General features: G+C 65.6%; 18 protein-coding genes and 1 riboswitch. Of the genes, 9 read left to right on the plus strand and 9 right to left on the minus strand.

Annotation, left to right across the window (positions count from 1 at the left end):
• Both OHQ90_RS04460 and OHQ90_RS04465 read right to left on the minus strand, forming a co-directional pair.
• Window positions 1-591 (minus strand): C40 family peptidase, encoded by a 591-nt coding sequence (locus OHQ90_RS04460; protein ID WP_406239073.1) that lies wholly within the window; start codon window positions 589-591, stop codon window positions 1-3.
• Window positions 592-669: 78 nt separating this feature from the next.
• Window positions 670-841: riboswitch (cyclic di-AMP (ydaO/yuaA leader) on the minus strand.
• A 223-nt stretch (window positions 842-1064) separates the two neighbouring features.
• Window positions 1065-1349 carry a hypothetical protein gene (locus tag OHQ90_RS04465; protein ID WP_328407606.1) on the minus strand — a complete coding sequence of 95 codons (285 nt, stop codon included), beginning with the start codon at window positions 1347-1349 and terminating at the stop codon, window positions 1065-1067.
• A gap of 171 nt (window positions 1350-1520) precedes the next feature.
• Between OHQ90_RS04465 and OHQ90_RS04470 the strand changes: the two genes are divergently transcribed.
• The 4 genes from OHQ90_RS04470 (at window position 1521) to OHQ90_RS04485 (ending at window position 6674) form a co-directional block, all read left to right on the plus strand.
• Complete coding sequence (locus OHQ90_RS04470; RefSeq protein ID WP_328407608.1) at window positions 1521-2702, plus strand: ATP-binding protein; 1182 nt, start codon at window positions 1521-1523, stop codon at window positions 2700-2702.
• Between the two features lie 129 nt (window positions 2703-2831).
• Complete coding sequence (locus tag OHQ90_RS04475; RefSeq protein WP_328407609.1) at window positions 2832-4778, plus strand: acyl-CoA dehydrogenase family protein; 1947 nt, start codon at window positions 2832-2834, stop codon at window positions 4776-4778.
• Window positions 4779-5212: 434 nt separating this feature from the next.
• A complete protein-coding gene (locus tag OHQ90_RS04480) occupies window positions 5213-6178 on the plus strand; it encodes an alpha/beta fold hydrolase (RefSeq protein ID WP_328407611.1) in 966 nt (321 codons plus the stop codon).
• A 208-nt stretch (window positions 6179-6386) separates the two neighbouring features.
• Complete coding sequence (locus tag OHQ90_RS04485; protein ID WP_328407613.1) at window positions 6387-6674, plus strand: hypothetical protein; 288 nt, start codon at window positions 6387-6389, stop codon at window positions 6672-6674.
• A 53-nt stretch (window positions 6675-6727) separates the two neighbouring features.
• Here OHQ90_RS04485 and OHQ90_RS04490 read toward each other — a convergent pair whose 3' ends face one another.
• Window positions 6728-7951, minus strand: coding sequence for an acetyl-CoA C-acyltransferase (locus OHQ90_RS04490; RefSeq protein ID WP_328407615.1), 1224 nt, complete (start codon window positions 7949-7951; stop codon window positions 6728-6730).
• Window positions 7952-8345: 394 nt separating this feature from the next.
• On the opposite strand from OHQ90_RS04490, the gene OHQ90_RS04495 reads away from it, so the two are divergent.
• Genes OHQ90_RS04495 through OHQ90_RS04505 form a run of 3 tightly spaced genes read left to right on the plus strand, consistent with a single transcriptional unit; the run spans window position 8346 to window position 11882 of the window.
• Window positions 8346-9176, plus strand: coding sequence for a hypothetical protein (locus OHQ90_RS04495; RefSeq protein ID WP_328407617.1), 831 nt, complete (start codon window positions 8346-8348; stop codon window positions 9174-9176).
• A 16-nt stretch (window positions 9177-9192) separates the two neighbouring features.
• A complete protein-coding gene (locus OHQ90_RS04500) occupies window positions 9193-11133 on the plus strand; it encodes a fumarate reductase/succinate dehydrogenase flavoprotein subunit (RefSeq protein WP_328407619.1) in 1941 nt (646 codons plus the stop codon).
• Between the two features lie 2 nt (window positions 11134-11135).
• On the plus strand, window positions 11136-11882 hold the full coding sequence (locus OHQ90_RS04505; RefSeq protein WP_328407621.1) for a succinate dehydrogenase/fumarate reductase iron-sulfur subunit: 747 nt from the start codon (window positions 11136-11138) through the stop codon (window positions 11880-11882).
• A gap of 50 nt (window positions 11883-11932) precedes the next feature.
• Here OHQ90_RS04505 and OHQ90_RS04510 read toward each other — a convergent pair whose 3' ends face one another.
• The 4 genes from OHQ90_RS04510 to OHQ90_RS04525 all read right to left on the minus strand — a co-directional run bounded on the left by OHQ90_RS04510 (window position 11933) and on the right by OHQ90_RS04525 (window position 13862).
• Window positions 11933-12130 carry a hypothetical protein gene (locus OHQ90_RS04510; protein ID WP_328407623.1) on the minus strand — a complete coding sequence of 66 codons (198 nt, stop codon included), beginning with the start codon at window positions 12128-12130 and terminating at the stop codon, window positions 11933-11935.
• 415 nt (window positions 12131-12545) lie between these two features.
• Window positions 12546-12767 carry a DUF397 domain-containing protein gene (locus OHQ90_RS04515; protein ID WP_328407625.1) on the minus strand — a complete coding sequence of 74 codons (222 nt, stop codon included), beginning with the start codon at window positions 12765-12767 and terminating at the stop codon, window positions 12546-12548.
• Between the two features lie 13 nt (window positions 12768-12780).
• Window positions 12781-12978 carry a DUF397 domain-containing protein gene (locus tag OHQ90_RS04520; protein ID WP_328407627.1) on the minus strand — a complete coding sequence of 66 codons (198 nt, stop codon included), beginning with the start codon at window positions 12976-12978 and terminating at the stop codon, window positions 12781-12783.
• Window positions 12975-13862: a helix-turn-helix domain-containing protein gene (locus OHQ90_RS04525; protein WP_328412537.1), complete on the minus strand. Its 888-nt coding sequence runs from the start codon at window positions 13860-13862 to the stop codon at window positions 12975-12977. Before OHQ90_RS04525 ends, OHQ90_RS04520 begins: the two co-directional genes overlap by 4 nt.
• A gap of 445 nt (window positions 13863-14307) precedes the next feature.
• Between OHQ90_RS04525 and OHQ90_RS04530 the strand changes: the two genes are divergently transcribed.
• Window positions 14308-14595 carry a hypothetical protein gene (locus OHQ90_RS04530; RefSeq protein WP_328407629.1) on the plus strand — a complete coding sequence of 96 codons (288 nt, stop codon included), beginning with the start codon at window positions 14308-14310 and terminating at the stop codon, window positions 14593-14595.
• A complete protein-coding gene (locus tag OHQ90_RS04535) occupies window positions 14595-14801 on the plus strand; it encodes a hypothetical protein (RefSeq protein WP_328407632.1) in 207 nt (68 codons plus the stop codon). Before OHQ90_RS04530 ends, OHQ90_RS04535 begins: the two co-directional genes overlap by 1 nt.
• Window positions 14802-14976: 175 nt before the next feature.
• On the opposite strand, the gene OHQ90_RS04540 is transcribed toward OHQ90_RS04535, so the two are convergent.
• Both OHQ90_RS04540 and OHQ90_RS04545 read right to left on the minus strand, forming a co-directional pair.
• Entirely contained in the window at window positions 14977-15912 is a 936-nt protein-coding gene (locus OHQ90_RS04540) for a DNA-3-methyladenine glycosylase family protein (RefSeq protein WP_328412539.1), read from the minus strand.
• Window positions 15913-16324: 412 nt separating this feature from the next.
• Window positions 16325-19141 carry an FAD-binding and (Fe-S)-binding domain-containing protein gene (locus OHQ90_RS04545; protein WP_328407634.1) on the minus strand — a complete coding sequence of 939 codons (2817 nt, stop codon included), beginning with the start codon at window positions 19139-19141 and terminating at the stop codon, window positions 16325-16327.
• Window positions 19142-19287: the final 146 nt, after the last annotated feature.

A 19287-nucleotide genomic window follows, 5' to 3' on the forward strand; every position in this document is an offset into this window, starting at 1 on the left:
TTAGACGATACGGCGCGCCGTCACAACCATGTCGGGGCGCAGCGGGGTGTAGGAGACCGGGTCGCCCGACTGGACCGCATTCAGCAGCTTGCCGTCGCCTGCGTACATACCGACGTGGCCGCCGCCGTTGGTCACGACGATGTCACCGGGCTGCAGTTCGTGGAACGCCACCGGCGCGCCGACGTGCGACTGCTCGAAGCTGGTGCGGGGCAACTCGACTCCGGCCTGCCGGTAGGCCCACTGGACCAGACCCGAGCAGTCGAAGCTGTAGGGACCAGCGGCACCCCAGGAGTACTGGGCGCCGACCTTGGTCTTGGCCGCGTCGAGTGCGATGTTCGCAGGGGTGGATTGGAACATCCCCTGCAGGTTGGGCGCACCGAAGCTGGGCAGCTGCAGCTGCGGGGCGGCCATCGGGGCCTGCGGTGCCACCGGCATCGCGGTCAGGGCCTGCTGGATCTGCTGATTGAGCTGCTGAACCGGCTGCTCGAACTCCGGCGGGACGTCGAAGTCGCCGATACCGGGGATATTGATGGTGGCGGCCATCGCGGGGATCGCGGGCATCGCACCTGTCGATGCGGCCACCGCGCCCATGACGAGGGCACCCTTGACGGAATTCGGTAGCCGCGAATCCCGCTGCAAACTGTGTTTACCCACCGAGCTGAGTCTCCGATCTTGCTGCTCTCCCGCCGACCGGGTTAGCTGACGGGCTCGGACCGGGAGATCGGTCCTACCTCACCAACCGAAATGGCTTGTGAGGATTCACCCCAGACGAAACCTGTGGGTCCCCGGCACGACAGCCGAGAGCTGGTGGCCCCGACAGTCGATTAGGCGGTGACTCCCTGGCGCCGTTTCTCTTACGAAGCGACAGACTCCATGAAGTCACGAAGAGATTACGATGCGGGCGCGGTGTTGTCCAGCGCACAGCAAAACAGGTTCTGTGGTCTCGGCAAATTGCCTGCACGAACGGCCGGAAGAGCAACACGCCCGGATGATCACGACACGATATCGGCGGAATCGGTCCCGTTATCCAATCGACAGTCACACCCGGATCCGGTAGTGCGCGATCAAAATTCGGACGACTGCCCAGGATCGTCGCCGGAACGTTCGGACAGCGCTCGCTCGAGCCGATCGATGCGACGCCGCGCCTCGGCGAGGTCGACCTCGAGCTGACCGAGCGCCATGACCAGCGGTCCGACCGCAAGATCAGCGACGAGCTGCGGATCGTCGTACCCGCGCTCGATCGCGACCAGGATGTTGGAGCGGATGCGTCCGGCGACCGTCGCTCCGGCAGGCACGTTCCAGGACTCGACCACCTCGGCGGTGGTGGTGGGAGTGGATTCCTCGGACATGCCCCTCCATTCCTGCGCTGGACCGTTCAGCGAACGGCCACCAGCGTAGAGATTTCCGTGGCGATAGCAATAGTGCAATGACAACAAGGCAATTCGCGCCGCTAGCAATATCTAGGACGCGCCGTAGACATCCGCAGATTTATCGGAGATGACGCGCTACGGTGTGTGTGCATGGACCCCGTGCGGAATCCGTATGCCCCAGGAGCCGGACAACGCCCACCCGAACTGGCCGGACGCGACAAACAACTCACCGCCTTCGACATCGTGCTGGAACGCATCGCACGCAGCAGGCCGGAGCGCAGCGTGATGCTCACCGGACTGCGCGGCGTCGGAAAAACGGTACTGCTCAATCAGCTTCGCTCCGCCGCCGTCTCGCGCGGGTGGGGCACCGGCAAGATCGAGGCGCGTCCGGATCAGGAACTGCGGCGCCCGCTGTCCTCGGCGCTGCACATGGCGGTCCGTGCGGTCGCTATGGCGCACCAGAATCCGGAGCGAGTCGACGACTTCCTCGGCATCCTCAAGGCTTTCGCGCTCCGCTCCACCGCGGACAAGGGCATGCGGGAGCGCTGGCAGCCAGGCATCGACGTGCCCGCGGTGACCGGTCGCGCCGACTCCGGCGACATCGAAATCGACCTCATCGAACTGCTCAAAGAGGCGGCGGCGCTGGCCGGCGATATCGGCGTCGGCATTGCGATCTTCATCGATGAGATGCAGGACCTCGGCGCCGCGGACATCTCCGCCATCTGCGGCGCGTGCCACGAATTGAGCCAGGACGCAGCGCCACTCATCGTCGTCGGCGCCGGCCTCCCCCATCTGCCCGCAGTACTGTCGGCGTCGAAAAGCTACTCGGAGCGACTGTTCAGCTATCACCGCATCGACCGGCTCGATCGCGAATCGGCCGACCAGGCGCTCATGGCACCGGCCGAACGTGAGGCGGTGAAGTTCACCGACGAAGCGCTGGATGCCCTGTACCAAAGGGCAGACGGCTATCCATATTTCGTACAGGCGTACGGCAAGGCCGCTTGGGATCAAGCTCCGGAGAGTCCGATCGGCATCGAGGATGTCGAAGTGGCCGCACCGACCGCCGAGGAAGAATTGGCCGTCGGCTTCTTCGGATCTCGCTACGAACGCGCAACACCAGCCGAGCGCGAGTACATGCGCGCCATGGCAGACCTGGCCGGGGACGACGGCCCGGTGGCGACCGCAGCTGTCGCCACCGAACTCGGCCGCAAACCTGCCTCACTGTCCCCTGCCCGCGATGGACTGATCAAGAAAGGGCTGATCTATTCGGCCGAGCGCGGCACCATCGGGTTTACGGTGCCGCATTTCGGCCGCTATCTACGCAGCGTCTGATTGCTACCCATTTGCCTCTCCAACAAGATCATTAGAGATCTGTAGAAATCTCTTTCCCGACAGACCTACCGGCGAGTAACTAAAGTTCTACACTCGAATGTGATCCTGATCACGTCCGAGGAGGACATCATGGCGACCACCGCGAAAGTCGACGCGACCGAAGAACAGGCCCGGGCACTTGTCGAGGAATCTCGCGAAACCAGCTGGGTCAAACCGTCGTTCGCAAAGGAAATGTTTCTCGGACGGTTCCGGCTCGATCTGATCCACCCCTACCCGCAACCCAGCGCCGAAGACACCGCGCGCACCGAGGCCTACCTGGCCCGGCTGCGGCCGTTCTGCGAAACGATCGACGGCGCCGTGATCGAAGCGGAGTCCCGGATCCCGGACGAGTACGTGAAGGGGCTTGCCGAGCTCGGCTGCTTCGGACTGAAGATCTCGGAAGAGTACGGCGGCCAAGGTCTTTCCCAGGTCGGCTACAACCGGGCGCTGATGCTGGTCGGCTCGGCGCATCCGGCGCTCGGCGTGCTGTTGTCGGCGCATCAGTCCATCGGTGTCCCCGAGCCGCTGAAGCTGGCGGGCACCGCCGAACAGAAGGCCGAGTTCCTGCCCCGCTGCGCCGCGGGCGCGGTCAGCGCCTTCCTGCTCACCGAACCCGACGTCGGCTCCGACCCCGCTCGGATGGCGAGCAGCGCGACACCGACCGAGGACGGCGAGGCCTACGAGCTCAACGGCGTCAAGCTGTGGACAACCAATGGCGTCGTCGCCGAACTGCTGGTGGTGATGGCGCGGGTGCCCAAGAGCGAGGGGCACCGCGGTGGCATCTCGGCGTTCATCGTCGAGGCCGATTCGCCGGGAATCACGGTGGAGCGGCGCAATTCGTTCATGGGCCTGCACGGCATCGAGAACGGCGTCACCAGGATGCACAACGTCCGCGTCCCCAAGCGCAACCTCGTCGGCCGCGAGGGCGACGGCTTGAAGATCGCGCTCACCACGCTCAACGCCGGTCGCCTCGCCATTCCGGCGCTGTGCACCGCGGCATCGAAGTGGTCGCTGAAGATCGCGCGGGAGTGGAGCACGCAGCGGGTCCAGTGGGGCAGGCCGGTCGGCGAACACGCGGCCGTCGGCGAGAAGATCTCTTTCATTGCGGCCACCACCTACGCGCTGGAAGCGGCACTCGACCTCTCCGCGACGATGTGCGACGAGGGCCGCAACGACATTCGGATCGAGGCCGCGCTCGCCAAACTTTGGGCCAGTGAAATGAGCTGTCGGATCGCCGACGAGCTCGTGCAGATCCGCGGCGGCCGCGGCTATGAGACGGCGGCTTCGCTGCAGGCACGCGGCGAACGTGCGGTTGGCGCCGAGCAATTGGTCCGCGACCTGCGGATCAACCGCATCTTCGAAGGCTCGAGCGAAATCATGCGGCTGCTGATCGCCAGGGAGATGGCCGACGCACACATGGCCGCCGCAGGCGCGCTCGTCGATCGCAACGCCGAGTTCAAGGCCAAGGCCAAGGCCGCTGTCGGCGCGACCGGCTTCTACGCCAAGTGGTTCCCGCAGCTCGCGGTCGGCGCAGGCACCGTGCCCGCAACCTATGGTGAGTTCGGTGTGCTGGCCAGGCACCTGCGGTTCGTCGAGCGCAATGCGCGCAAGCAGGCCAGATCGTTGATGTATGCGATGGGCCGCTGGCAGGCAGGCCTGGAGTACCGGCAGAACTTCCTCGGCCGGATCGTCGACATCGGCGCCGAGCTGTTCGCGATGTCGGCGGTCTGTGTGCGGGCTCAGGCACAGCGGGCCGCGGGCGCCGAGGAGGCCGCCGCCGAGGAGCTCGCCGATACGTTCTGCCGGCAGTCGCGGGTGCGGGTGCGCGCGCTCTTCGACGCGCTGTGGGACAACACCGACGACGAAGATCGGACCCTCACCAGGGGCGTCCTCGACGGTCGCTACCGCTGGCTGGAGGAAGGCGTGCTGGATCCGAGCGAGGGCACCGGGCCGTGGATCGCCGAATGGCAGGTCGGTCCGTCGACCGAGGCGAACCTGCTGCGCCCGTTCCTGCCCTCCACCAGGACCCGCCTGTAGTCGTCGACGCCGATCGGCCGCAGCTCGCGGCGTCGCGTCGGTGGCCCTGGCCACCGACGCCACGCTCGGTGCGGCCGATCGGCCTGTCTGCCGAGGTGCAGGAAAGCCGCTGGATACACGCAGGCGCCGAAGACGAGCGCGTGGGTGACCGTGGATAGCAAAATCTAGTGGACTCTAGGAAATCTGGTCGATCCACTGATAGTCGGCGGCCAAGTGGTTGATCGTAGGTATCTACCAAAATCTAGCGTTTGACCTACTGTTTCGTAGATTCTCCGATCAAAATCGGCCGGGACTGCGACGATGTTGATCACCTGCGTCGGTTCGGCATCGTGTGCATAACGGTGGGTATGGCCGGCTAACACCAAGGAAATGACTACCGACAACCAGGCAAGACGCTCCGCTCGAGGTGACTCGGCAGTCACAGGAGAACCCTCATGTCCACGATCATCGCCCGCTTCGCCGCCGACCATGACGGCCACCGGATTACGGTGTCGGCCGACGACGGCGTCCCGATCGCGGTTCGCACCTTCGGCGCCGACGACGCTCCGCTGTCCGTGGTTTTCGTGCACGGCCATTGCCTGCGCACCGAATCCTGGTCGTTCCTGCGCGATCAGCTCTTGCGCCAGTGGGGGCCAGGCACCCGGATGGTCTTCTACGACCATCGCGGCCACGGCGAATCGGGCGTGGCCGATCCGTCCAGCTACACCATCGACCAGCTCGCGCACGACCTCGACGCCGTGCTGCGGGCGGTGGTGCCGACGGGCCCGGTCATCCTGGTCGGCCATTCCATGGGCGCCATGGTCACTCTCGCCTACTCCCGCCTGTTCCCCGCGGCGATCGGCACCCGCGTCGTCGGCGTCGGCCTGATCGCGGGTGCCGCCAACGGCCTCACCGAGGTGGGCCTCGGCCGCTTCCTGCATCGGCGCGCGGTGAGCTCGCTGCAAGTGGCGGTGCTGCGCGCACCTCGGGCCATGCAGGCATCCAAGCGGCTGACCCGACGGATCTTCGAGCCGATCCTGCGCGAGGCGACCTTCGGCACCAGGAAGGTGAATCCCAGGATGGTCGCGGTCGCGACGGCGATGCTGAACGAGACCCCGCTGCTGACGATGTCGAGCTTCCTCGCCTCGCTGATCACGTTCGACGAGACCGCGACGCTGCACCGGCTCGGCACCATCCCGGCTCTCGTGCTCGCCGGTTCCGCGGACATCGTGGTGCCGTTCGCGCATTCGGTGGTGCTCGCATCGCAACTGGCCGGATCCGAGCTGGTCCGACTGGAAGGCGCGGGCCACAGCGTGATCCTGGAGCGCGCGGAGGAAGTGGCGCTGTCCATTGCAGGGCTGGTCGAACGGGTCTTCGCCGACCTGCGCGGACAGGGACCGGAGTACGCGGCCGTCAGCTGAGCGAGGGCCACCCATCGTCGCTGGCAACATTCGAGCCAACCGCCGGAATCGCATATCGACGAGCCAAAACACGATTCCTCACGTACTGTGTTGGAGATCACGTTGTGTGGTGAGTCACACAACTTGGTGCAGCACGTTCCGCGGCAGACTATGGAAACACCGCTGTGCACCGAGTTCGTATGTCCGCCAAGGAACACAGGAGGTAACGATGACACGCAGCGATATCGCGGAACTCCGCTACGCAGTCGGCCAGCTCCGGCAATCTATCGGCGCACTGCGCTCGCACTACGGCGACGCAAACACCGTGCGACGACTGGAGAACGACCTCGACCGGCTCGTCATCGACGCCGACGAGCTCGAGCAATCGCCGCCGCCGGAAGTCACCCGCCGACCCCAGGACACCATCTACGTCCCGGACAGCAAGTCGGACGAGGCAGCCTGGATGGGCGCGCAGGACGAAGGCCTGGGCTTCCACTCCCGCCCGCGCACGAAGTAGCACCTGCCGGTCACCGCCTGGAGCACCTGCATCGGGCGGTGTTCTTGCGTGCCTCAGGCCCGATGTCTGCCGAATCGACGGGGTCGAGAACCGTGAAAGCGGGCCCCGAGTGGTGCCGTCGCGACCGGGGTCGTCGCCGCTGATTCGAACAGGGCCGCGATGCCGTGGTCGTGACCGAGTGCGATTGCTTCGAGCCCGTAGCGCCCCTCGGTGCGAGCCAATTCGTGCAGCATCGTGGTCATGATGCGCAGGCCGGTGGCGCCGACCGGGTGGCCGAGAGCAATCGCCGAGCCATTGACGTTGAGGCGGTCGCGGGTGTCGAAATCCCACTCCTTGGCCAGCGCGAGCACTTCCACGGCAAAGCCCTCGTTGACCTCCACCAGATCGACATCGTCGAGGGTGAAGCCGGTGCGGCCGAGCACCTTGGCGACAGCCGGGGCAGCACCGAGAGTCGCTGTGTCGGAATCACATCCGGCCGCGGCCCAACCCACGAGATAGGCCATGGGGGACAGCCCGAGTTCCTCGAGCCGATCCTCGGCGACCACCAGGCAGGCGGCGGCACCGTGTCGATGCGCGCTCATATTTCCGGTGGTGACGACGCCCTCGGAGATCAACGGGTGCAGCGCGGCGAGGGTGCGCGCCGAGACATCCTCACGCACGCCCTCATCCCGCAGTATCTGATGCCGCGATGCGGTGTCGGTGCGGGAATCGGACCAGTCGTGCCCCTCCGGCACCACGCCGACCGGGATCACCTCGGCGGCGAAGTGACCCTGCCGCCACGCGCGAGCGGCCTTGCGATGGCTCGCCGCGGCGAACTCGTCGGCATCGGCCCTGCTGATTCCGTAATGGCGGGCCAGGTCTTCGGCATTCGCGAGATCGCCGGTTCGAACCGGGTCACCGTAGCCGGTCACCGCGTCCGCAGCACACTCCACACCACCCGCGACCACCACGTCGGCGGCACCGGTTTGCACCATCATCGCCGCGGTGATCACCGCCTGCAGGCCGCTGCCACAGCGGCGATCGGTGAGAAACCCCGGCACGGCGAAGGGCAGCCCGGCACCGCGGGCCGCGAGCCTGCTCAGCTCCGGTGCGCTGGTTGCACCGCCATCGACGCGGGCCATCGCGACATCCTCGATGCGCATCGGGTCGATACCCGATCGATCGATGACCGCCGAGAGGACGGTGGAGGCAAGCCATTCCGGCGGCATTCCCGATAGCGCTCCCCCCTCGACTCCACTCGGAGTTCGGACCGGCGCCACAATCGCAGCCCTTCTCATGCTGATGACTCCTTCCCTCGGCCTGCCCGTCCGGTGCGATACACGCATCAGCCCACGTCAGCGGGTAATTCTCGAGAGAAAAGGTCACCACAATTTTATTGCCGCCGTGTGACGATCGAACCGCCGATTATTCGACCTCGAGTCTTCTTTGTTCCACACCCACTCGAATCACGTTCTGTTTAAGCCGAGTTCGATGCGTTTGCGGTCCGTTCACTGCCGCGCGCCGGCTACCCGACGGCCGCCGATGTGGCGCAAATCACGGGCGTCGCAGCGGGTCTGTCTTACCGGGACCACGCTCGAGCAATAGCGGGGGTGTCGTATGGTGCTCAGCATCACATTCGATTGCGGAGGTAACGATGACCACCCGCACAGCAGATCAGCGAGGCATCCACCTGTGAGTGCCGCACCGACCGCCGGCCCGGAAACGGGCACAGGCGTCTTCAGTAAGACCCGGGCTCGAATCTCGGAGCGCACGCTACGCACCGATCAATGGTGGGTGCCGCCGCTCGTCACTGTCCTCGGCCTGGGCGCCTTCGTCCTCTACGCGACGATCAGATCGTATGTGCGAACAGCATATTGGGTTCCGGACTACCACTATCTGACGCCGTTCTATTCACCGTGCCTGAGCACCTCGTGCGCGGTAGGTTCCAGCCATTTCGGGACGCCTTTCGGCGAGTTGCCCGCGATCCTGCCGCTCGGCTTCGTGGTGCTGCCGTTCCTGCTCGGCTTCCGGCTCACCTGCTACTACTACCGCAAGGCCTACTACCGCGCGGTGTGGTTCTCCCCGCCGGCCTGCGCCGTCGCCGAGCCGCACGCCAAGTACACCGGCGAGACCAGGCTGCCGCTGATCATCCAGAATGCGCACCGCTACTTCTTCTATGTGGCCATTGTGGTTTCGCTGATCAACACCTACGACGCGATCACCGCATTCCACGGCAAGACCGGCGGTTTCGGATTCGGTCTCGGCAATATCGTGCTGCTGGTCAACGTGATCCTGCTGTGGGCGTACACGCTCTCGTGCCACTCGTGCAGGCACATTGCCGGCGGCCGACTCAAGCACTTTTCCGCGCATCCGGTGCGGTACTGGTTCTGGACCCAGGTCTCGAAGCTGAACACCCGCCATATGGCGCTGGCCTGGACAACTCTCGGCACCCTGGTGCTGACCGACTTCTACGTGATGTTGGTTGCCAGCGAGACGATTTCGGACCTGCGGTTCATCAACTGAAGGAGTATTCGCGGCCATGCCAGAAGTGGAACGGCACAAGTACGACGTCGTCGTTATCGGTGCCGGTGGCGCCGGACTGCGCGCGGTAATCGAAGCAAGGGAACACGGCCTTTCCGTTGCGGTGGTGTGCAAGTCGTTGTTCGGCAAGGCACACACCGTGATGGCCGAGGGCGGCTGCGCCGCCTCGATGGGCAATGCCAACGAAAAGGACAACTGGCAAACCCATTTCAAGGACACCATGCGCGGTGGCAAGTTCCTCAACAACTGGCGCATGGCCGAACTGCACGCCCAGGAAGCACCCGACCGGGTGTGGGAGCTGGAAACCTACGGGGCCCTGTTCGACCGCACTGCCGACGGCCGAATCAGCCAGCGCAACTTCGGCGGCCACACCTACCCGAGGCTCGCGCACGTCGGTGACCGCACCGGGCTCGAGATCATCCGCACCATGCAGCAGAAGATCGTCTCGCTGCAGCAGGAGGATTTCGCGGAAAGCGGCGACTACGAGTCGCGCATCAAGGTCTTTCACGAATGCACCATCACCGAGCTGCTCAAGGACGGCGATCGGATCGCGGGCGCGTTCGGCTACTGGCGCGAATCGGGCCGGTTCGTGCTGTTCGAAACGCCCGCCGTGGTGCTCGCCACCGGCGGCATCGGCAAGTCCTACAAGGTGACCTCCAATTCCTGGGAGTACACCGGGGACGGGCATGCGCTCGCGCTTCGAGCAGGCGCGACGCTGATCAATATGGAATTCCTGCAGTTCCACCCGACCGGCATGGTCTGGCCGCCGAGCGTGAAGGGCATCCTGGTCACCGAGGGTGTGCGCGGCGACGGTGGAGTGCTGAAGAACTCCGAGGGCGAGCGGTTCATGTTCGACTACATCCCGCCGGTCTTCAAGGGGCAGTACGCCGAAACCGAGGAGGAGGCCGATCAGTGGCTGCGCGACAACGATTCCGCGCGCCGCACCCCGGATCTGCTGCCCCGTGACGAAGTGGCCCGCGCCATCAACTCGGAGGTGAAGGCGGGGCGCGGCACCGAACACGGTGGCGTGTACCTGGATATCGCCTCCCGGCTGCCCGCCGACGAGATCCGGCGACGGCTGCCCTCGATGCATCACCAGTTCAAAGAACTTGCCGACGTGGATATTACGAAGGAGCCGATGGAAGTCGGCCCGACCTGTCACTACGTCATGGGCGGCATCGAGGTCGACCCGGACACCGGCGCGGCGACCGTGCCCGGGCTGTTCGCGGCGGGCGAGTGTTCGGGCGGCATGCACGGCTCGAACCGGCTCGGTGGCAACTCCCTGTCGGATCTGCTCGTCTTCGGCAGGCGCGCGGGCATGGGCGCATCGACCTACGTCGAGCAACTGACCGAACGGCCGGTCGTCGCGGACACCGACCTGGCATCGGCGGCGAAAGCGGCCGTGGCCCCGTTCGATCCGCCGTCCTCCGGCACCGGAGAGAACCCCTACACACTGCACACCGATCTGCAGCAGGCGATGAACGACCTGGTCGGCATCATCCGCAAGGAACACGAGCTGGAGCAGGCCATCGAGCGGCTCGCCGAGCTGCGCAAGCGCTTCGCGGGCGTGGTCGTGGAAGGGCACCGGCAGTTCAATCCCGGCTGGCATCTCGCGCTCGACCTGCGCAACATGCTGCTGGTCAGCGAATGCGTCGCGCAGGCGGCGTTGCTGCGCACCGAAAGTCGCGGTGGGCACACACGCGACGATCACCCCGCGATGGACGCCGACTGGCGCAACAAACTGCTGGTCTGTTCGATCGACCTCGCCGAAGCGGGCGAGGCCGTCCCGCCGGTGCGCGTCACGCCGGAGGAGCAGGTGCCGATGCGCACGGATCTGCTCGCGCTCTTCGACCTGGCCGAGCTCGAAAAGTATTACAACTCGGACGATCTCGCCGCTCATCCGGCCGGTTCGACCACTGCTGCGAAAAAGGAGGCGTAGCAATGGGCTACGACGCCAATTTCCGCGTTTGGCGCGGCGACAACGACGGCGGTGAGCTGCAGGATTTCACCGTGCAGGTGAACGAGGGCGAGGTGGTGCTCGACATCATCCACCGGCTGCAGGCCACCCAGGCGCCCGATCTCGCGGTGCGCTGGAACTGCAAGGCGGGCAAGTGCGGTTCGTGCTCGGCCGAGGTCAACGGGCGACCGCGGCTGCTGTGCATGACGCGGATGTCGACGTTCCAGCCGGAGGATCTCATCACCGTCACCCCGATGCGCACCTTCCCGGTGGTCAGGGACCTGGTGACCGACGTGTCCTTCAACTACCAGAAGGCCAGGGAGATACCGTCGTTCACACCGCCCGACGATCTGAAGCCCGGTGACTACCGGATGAAGCAGGTCGATGTCGAGCGCTCGCAGGAGTTCCGCAAGTGCATCGAATGCTTCCTGTGCCAGGACACCTGTCACGTGGTGCGCGATCACGAGGAGAACAAGACCGCCTTCGCGGGGCCGCGCTTCCTGATGCGGATCGCCGAACTGGAGATGCATCCGCTCGATGTCGCCGATCGCCGTGACCTCGCGCAGGACGAACAGGGCCTAGGCCTCTGCAATATCACCAAGTGCTGCACCGAAGTCTGCCCGGAACACATCAAGATCACCGACAATGCGCTGATCCCGATGAAGGAGCGCGTGGCAGACCAGAAGTACGACCCACTGGTCTGGTTGGGTAACAAGCTCTTCCGACGCTGAGTGCGAGGTAGCCACCGGCCGGGTCGACACCCGGCCGGTCGGCGCACCCTTTACAACATTGCCACTACTCCGACAGCGACGACCCACACCAGCACGCCGACGAACAGCGCCGACAAGAACGAGCTGGTGAGGACGAACACCCCCACCGCTGACACCGCGAACAGCAGCGCAACGATCAGCCATTCCACCCAATCGCCCGGCCGCAATTTCTTGTACCGGGGGTGGGAATTCTTGAGCCCACGGTCCACAAATTCTTGTCTACCCGGTATTTAGCCCGGGCAAACACAAATTTGTTGCCGAACCTCCGCCGTTTCGTGATCAACACCGCCCGCCCCTCAGGTCACACATCCTGCGTCAGGCAATAAGCGGCCACCCTCTCGGCACGATGACAGCCTCCGAACGCAGCCAGACCCAGCACCAGAGTTCGCGCCCCATCTTGTCCCGAACGATCAAAGGCGCACCCACCAAAGCCGCAAGATCTCCACCCACGCGCCCACTCGGCACGATGATGATTTCCGAGCGCAGCGAGATCGAGCACTAGAGTTCGCGGCCCGTCTCGCTTCCGAGTCGTCGAAGCGCATGCGCCGCAGGCGCGAGTCTCGACGGCTCGGAAGCGAGACCAAGGGGGCCGCGAACACGCAGCGCCACAGGCGCTGCCAAAGATTACGGCCGGTCGAACTCGCCGTCGTGCACACCCGCGGTGAATGCGGCCCATTCGCCCGGGGTGAAGATCAGTACGTCGCCGTCGGGATTCTTGCCGTCGCGTAGGCCGACATGGCCGTCCTCGAGCAGGGCGACTTCCACACTGTCCTTGCCTTCGCCACTGCCTGCCTTGCGCCAGACCGCGCCGGTCAGATCAACCTTCGAACCACGATCGATACTCACGATTCGGACTCCTTCAGAATTCGCCACTCACCACGCGTGCGGTAAAACTGTCCCACTCGCCCTGGGTGAACAACAGCGCGGGTCCACCGGGATTCTTGCTGTCGCGGACCCCGATCCGGCCGCTGTCGAGGAATGCCACTTCCACGCAGTCCTTGCCCGCGCCGCTGCGCGTGCTCTTGAACCACTGCGCACCAACCAGATCCGTACTCATGCCACATACTCCTTCGCTACCTGTCGCAACAGGTGTCTACTGGGTTGAATATCCAGCGCGCAGCGCTGGAGGCACTCGTGAGCCCGATCGTACCGCCGTACATCAGCACATCTTTCGAGGTAGAGATCCCCGGTGAAACCTTCTGCGTAAACCACCGGCGGTTCGATCGGCTGGCCCTTACTATCGGTTCCGAACTCCAGAACCGTGAACGGGCCGGTGCAAACTCCGAGTGGTACACCGGCCGCGAACGGCAGGATACGCAGTGAAACGTTTTCGCGGGTACTGAAATCGGCAAGATGACGTAGCTGCGCCGCCATCACTTTCGCGCCACCGACCACGCGGTGCAACACCGACTCGTGTAGCACCACATCAACGATGGCAGGTGAGGCTTTCCTGGTGATCAATGCCTGGCGTTGCAACCGTAACTGCACGCGCCGATCCAGCTCCGCGTCGGAATCGTTCGGGTAGCCGAGTCGATTGAGTGCCCAAGCGTAGTCGGCGGTCTGCAGCAGGCCGAGGACCAGTTCGGATTGGTAGGAGGTCAATTGCTGGGCGGAGGCCTCCAAACCGACATAGACGTCGAAATTTTCGGGGATCAGATCGCCGTAGGCGTGCCACCAGCTTTTGACGGCCGCTTGCTGAGCGAGGCCCTTGAGGCCGTCGGCGAGTTCGTCGGGAATGCCGTAGATGCGGCAGAGCTCTTGGATGTCGATGGTGCGGATGCGGTCGGCCTGGCCTTTTTCCAAGCGCTGCAGGGTACTTGCGCCCCATTCCATGAGCTTGGATGCCTCGGCTATGGTCAGGCCCGCCTGGGTGCGCCAGTCACGCAGATATCTGCCCAGCTGGCGCCTGGGTAGCGTGGACGATGCATTGTCGGTGGACAGACGATCCGAAGCCCCTGACGCTCTTGCGGAACTCGTGGATCCGTTCAATGATGCTTCCGAACTTGCCGATGATCTGGCCGAACTCGCTGACGCTCCTGCTGAACTCGCTGACACAGCACGCTCCGTTCTGCGATCGGATCCTCACCCAAAGGGCAGTCCGGGGCGACCCACAAGTCCGGTTCCCCGTCACTTCGCTTGGGCAGAGGGCTCTTTCGTCCACTATGGAGAATCCTCCCCTCCCGGCTGGATTTCATGCTGGGAATTCGCCTCAAATCTTTGGATATCCACCAAGGACGCCGCCTGAGCCGCAACCGAATGGTGTGCTGGAAGTGTGCCCGGAGCCGAGCAGGTCTTGCCCCTCCCGCTGCGACACCGCCTGGCACACCAACTGAATCGCACATAGGAACGAGGAGTCATGGCCGTACATGTCATAGCGTCTTCCTTGATGACCAGCGATTTGACCTCGCACAGGGCCCGCAGCGTCGGCCAGGAGAACTGGGTGGTTTCCTATCTGCCAGGACGCACACTGACCTGCGCGCAGGCAGTGGCGGCACTGCAGGTTGCTGAAGTTGTGCCAGCCCTGTTGGACACGGTCGGCGAGCTCGCCGACGAGGTCGGCCTCACCGCACTGGAGGCCGTCGGGATGGCCGTCCGGCAATCGCCGTGGGACGAGCCGACCACGTGGCATCCGTGCCGACTCGGGGCCGACGGGCGCCGGGCGGAGGTCGCCTGATGCAGCTGGCCAACCTGAACATGCACGTAGCCGGACTGCTGATCTGCGGACGCGACCCCGGCATCATGACGAACGAACAAGCCCACGCCGCAATGCAATTGCACATCGACTGCACCGTCGACCGCTGCCGCGTCCGCCGCAGGGCCCGCACCACTCTGGTCGAAGCGGGCAAATGCGTGCTCGACGAGCGCGCGCTGCCGTGCTGACCGACCCTCGAGCGCGCCTCGCCGACATTCCTCGCGCCGTCTTCCTCCGTCTCCCGCGCTGATCGGCCGATCCGTCGTCGCAGTGCCCTCACCCCCGCACCTCGATCGCCACCCGGCAGCGATCGCGGGCCACGCGCGGGGTCGCGTCCGCCGATGCGATCCCGCGCGGCCGGTGTCAGTGCCAGGTGTGATCGGTGAGCGGGGTGCGCGGGCCGAACTTCGGTTTGTGGGCATGGCCGCTGATCTCCAGCAAGCGAACCGCCCGATAGCGGTGCGGGCGCAGCGGTTCCAGGTACTCGACCATGGCGTCGTCATCGATGGGGTGCCCGAGCAGCGTCCAGCCGACAACTGCGGCCAGGTGGTAATCGCCGACCGACAACGCGTCGGCGTCGCCGAAGGCGCGTTGGCCGATCTCGGCCGCGGTCCACACACCGATGCCGGGCACCGTCTGCAGGCGGCGGGCGGCCTCGACCGGATCGTGGGCGGCCGACTGCTCCAGCGCGTCCGCGAGCCGGGCCGCGCGGACGATCGTCTGCGCACGTTGCGGACCGACATTCGCGCGATGGAAACTCCAGGATGGAATGCGCCGCCAGGTCTCAGCGTCCGGAGGGAGCAGCAGACCCGCGGGCGCGGGGCCCGGAGCCGGCGAACCGAACTGCCGCACCAGCTGCCGCCACGACGCGCGGGCGGAGACGGTATGCACCTTTTGTTCCAGGACCGCGGGAACCAGCGCCTCGAAGACCAGACCGGTGCGCAGCATCCGCAGACCGGGAAATCGGCGGTGTGCGTCGACGAGCTTCGGATGTTCGGGGGCGAACTCGGAGAGGTCCTCGTCGAGACACAGCATGTGGTCGAGGCGATCGAGGAACTCGGACGCACCCTCACCCCAAGCGTGAGCTCGTACCGAACAAAGGCCCGACTGGACGAGTCGGTAGGTGACCGGACCGGTCGGCATTCGCGATGCGTGCCAGTGCGCGCCGTCCGGCGTCACGTGATGACACGGGTCGCCTCGACCACGCGAGAGCGGTGCGAGGGTCGGCGCGAGATCAATGGTCCGCGCGGCCGTCACCGTGCGGGTCAGCCCGTCCGGGCTCACTCCCGGCTCGACCATCTGTTTGCGCACTGGTTCATTGTGCGCGGCGGGGTCGGGCGGTGGTTAGCCGGAGTGCATCCCGGGAGGGGCCCGCTGTCCACTCGCACGCATAGCGCCTAGCGAGAGGTGCCGGAGTCGTACCGATATTCGCCGGAAACGCGCGCTACCGACTCTGTGTCATCTCTGCTCCGAGTTATCTGTCACGCGACCGATAAAGTGTCGCGATACTGGTGCCGATTGGCAAATGATCGGCAGTCGCCTGCGCTGGAGGATGTCGAATGATCACCAACGTGCTCAACTCGTTGCTCAATGCCTGGGGTGGCGTCTCCGCAGGTAGCTCGGGTTACCAGATTCCGCCCGGCACGCTGCCCTTCGGCAGCTGACGGCTGTGCGCGCTCGCCGCGACAGGCGCGGCGGGTGCGCGAAAGCCTCACTCGTCCAGCAGGAATTGCACTAGGTGTCGGCTTTGTCGGTGTGCGAGCTGCGCGGCTTGGGTGCGGCACGAGAAGCCGTCGGCGATCAGGATCGAATCGTCTGGTGCGCCGCGCAATGCGGGTAGGAGTCCATTCTCGGCGACCGCGACCGATATGTCGTAATGGCCGGATTGCATTCCGAAATTTCCCGCAAGTCCGCAACACCCGGTGATTTCGGTCACCTCAACCCCCATTGCGGCAAATAGTCGGCGATCCGCATCGAATCCGAGAATCGCATGGTGATGACAATGCGGTTGCACGACCACCGACCGACCGTGCCGCTGCGGCGGACGCCACTGCGGCTGCTCGGCCAAGAACTCCGCCACCGTACGCACCGCCGCGGCGGTGGCCGCCGACCTCGGATCCTCCGGCAGTAGCTCCAGCAGGTCCGAGCGCAACACCGCGGTGCACGACGGCTCGAGGCCGACGACGATCCCGCCCTTGCGCACATGCTCGTCGAGCGCGGCCAAGCTCGCTCGCAATCGGGCGCGCGCGCCGTCCAACTGCCCGGTGCTGATCCAGGTGAGGCCGCAGCACACATTGCGCTCGGGTATCCGGACCCGATAGCCCAGCGATGTCACCAATTGTGCTGCGGCGAGGGCGATCTCAGGTGCGAAGGCGTCGGTGAAGGTATCGATCCACAGCATCACCTCGCGCTCGGCCGCCATCGGATCGGTATCGGACCGGGTGGCCTCGACCTGCGTGTTCAGGTCGCGCCAGATCCGGCGAAAGCTGCGGTCGGCGAACCGCGGCAGCTCGCGGCGCGGATCAATTCCCGCGACGCGCAGCCCTATTCGACGCAGCCATCGGACATCGATCAGCCGATTCGCGACGCGCGGCATCCGGTTCGCCACAGCCGACCACCGCGGCAGCCACCCGAGCGCATAGTGATCGATCGGCCGCGGGCGGCGATGATAGCGGCGGTAGAGCGCCTCCGATTTGTAGGTAGCGACGTCGACGCCGGCAGGACAATCGGAACGACATGCCTTGCAGGACAGGCACAGATCGAGCGACTGCGCGAGGGCCTCCGACGACCACGGTAGCGCACCACGCACTACCTCCTGCAGTACCCGGGCCCGGCCCCGGGTGCTGTCCTTTTCGTCCGCGGTGGCCAGGTACGACGGGCACATGAAACCACCGCTCGCGCGAGTATCCGCGCGGCACTTGCCGACTCCGACGCACCGGTGGACCGCGGACCCGAGGTCGTCGCCGTCGTCCGGAAAGGCGAAACCGCCGACCCGTGGAGTGCCGGGCAATCCGACCAGGCGCAGATCACTGTCGACCGGCTGTGGCGCCACGAGGACGCCGGGGTTCAGCACATTGCCCGGGTCGAATAGTGCCTTGTATCCAGCGAATACGTCGAGCACGGCAGGGGAGTACATGACCGAGAGCAGTTCCGAGCGGGCTCGGCCGTCGCCGTGTTCACCCGACAGCGAGCCGCCGTAGCCGACCACCAGTTCTGCGGCATCGAACAGGAAGGCGCGAAAACGTTGCGGGGCATCCGCGATCGGCAGATCCAAGCGGACGTGGATGCAGCCATCGCCGAGGTGGCCGTATAGCAGTCCGTCCACACCATGCTGTCGGGTCAGCGCGCTGAAATCACGCAGGTAGGCGCCGAGACGTTCGGGCGGCACCGCGGCATCCTCCCAGCCGGGCCAGGCAGGCTGCCCGTCCGGGGTACGGCCTGCCAGCCCTGCGCCTTCGGCCCGAATATTCCAGAGTGCCTTGGCCACCCCCGGATCGGTGACGATTCGTGATTCCAGTGCGCCGACCGATCGGCACAGTGTCTCGGCGGCGGCCCGCGCCTCGACCGGACTTTCGCCCGCTGTTTCCACGAACAGCCAACCGCTGCCGCGCGGCAGATCGGGCACCGCGCCGGAACCTGCGCCGCGATGCACACGCACGATGTCCACGAGGCGCGCGTCGATACCTTCGACCGCAATAGGGGCGCACGCCAGCACTGCGGCCACATCGTCTGCCGCGCATGCCATGTCGGGATAGCCGAGCACCGTGAGCACCGTGGCCGGTGGCAGTGCGACCAGATCGACGGTGGCATCGAGCAGCAGTCCGCAGGTGCCCTCGGTGCCTGCGAACGATTTCGCTACCGCCGAACCCTGTTCGGGCAGCAGGTGTTCGAGGCCGTAGCCGGATGCCTGCCGACCGAACCGGCCGAGCTCGGTGCGGATCACGGCCAGGCTCGCCCTGGTGAATTCGGGGAGTCCGGGAACTACGGATGGATCGGCCGCGAGGGTTCGCCGCGTACCTGTCCCGTCGAGGATGCGCAGTTCGCGCACGTTGTCCGAGGTACGACCCCAGGCAAGGGCATGGGGTCCGCAAGCGTTGTTGCCGATCATGCCGCCGAGGGTGCATCGATTCTCGGTCGATGGATCGGGTCCGAACCGCAGGCCGTGCGGACGAGCTCGGCGCTGCAGCTCCGAGAGCACCACTCCTGGCTGAACTCGCGCTACTCGTCGCTGCGGGTCCAGTTCCAGGACCGAGTTCATGTGCCTGCTGAAGTCGAGCACGATCCCGGGGCCGATCGCATTGCCTGCCACCGAGGTTCCCCCGCCGCGCGCGGTCACCGGCAATCCGTTGTCGCGCGCGAATTCGATTGTGGCTGCGACGTCGGCCTCGACCTGCGGAAATACCACCGCAGCGGGGAGGACACGGTAGTTCGAGGCATCGGAGGAGTACTCCGCACGCCGGCGCGCGGATCCGTCGACCTCGCCGCGGAGTTTGCCTCGCAGCGCCTGTGCGATTCGGTCCTCGGTCACCTCGCCAGCCTAAGTGCGGCGGCGGGTGGTCCGCCTTATCGACGCTCGAGCAAGCGACGCACTCGAAGCGATGAACGACGCCATCGAAATGGCCACCAACGGCTACGACCGTCGCGGTCGTGAGATCGGTGTCGCGAACCTGCGCG

Origin of the sequence: Nocardia sp. NBC_00403 (genome assembly GCF_036046055.1) — a bacterium.
Classification (GTDB): Bacteria; Actinomycetota; Actinomycetes; order Mycobacteriales; family Mycobacteriaceae; genus Nocardia.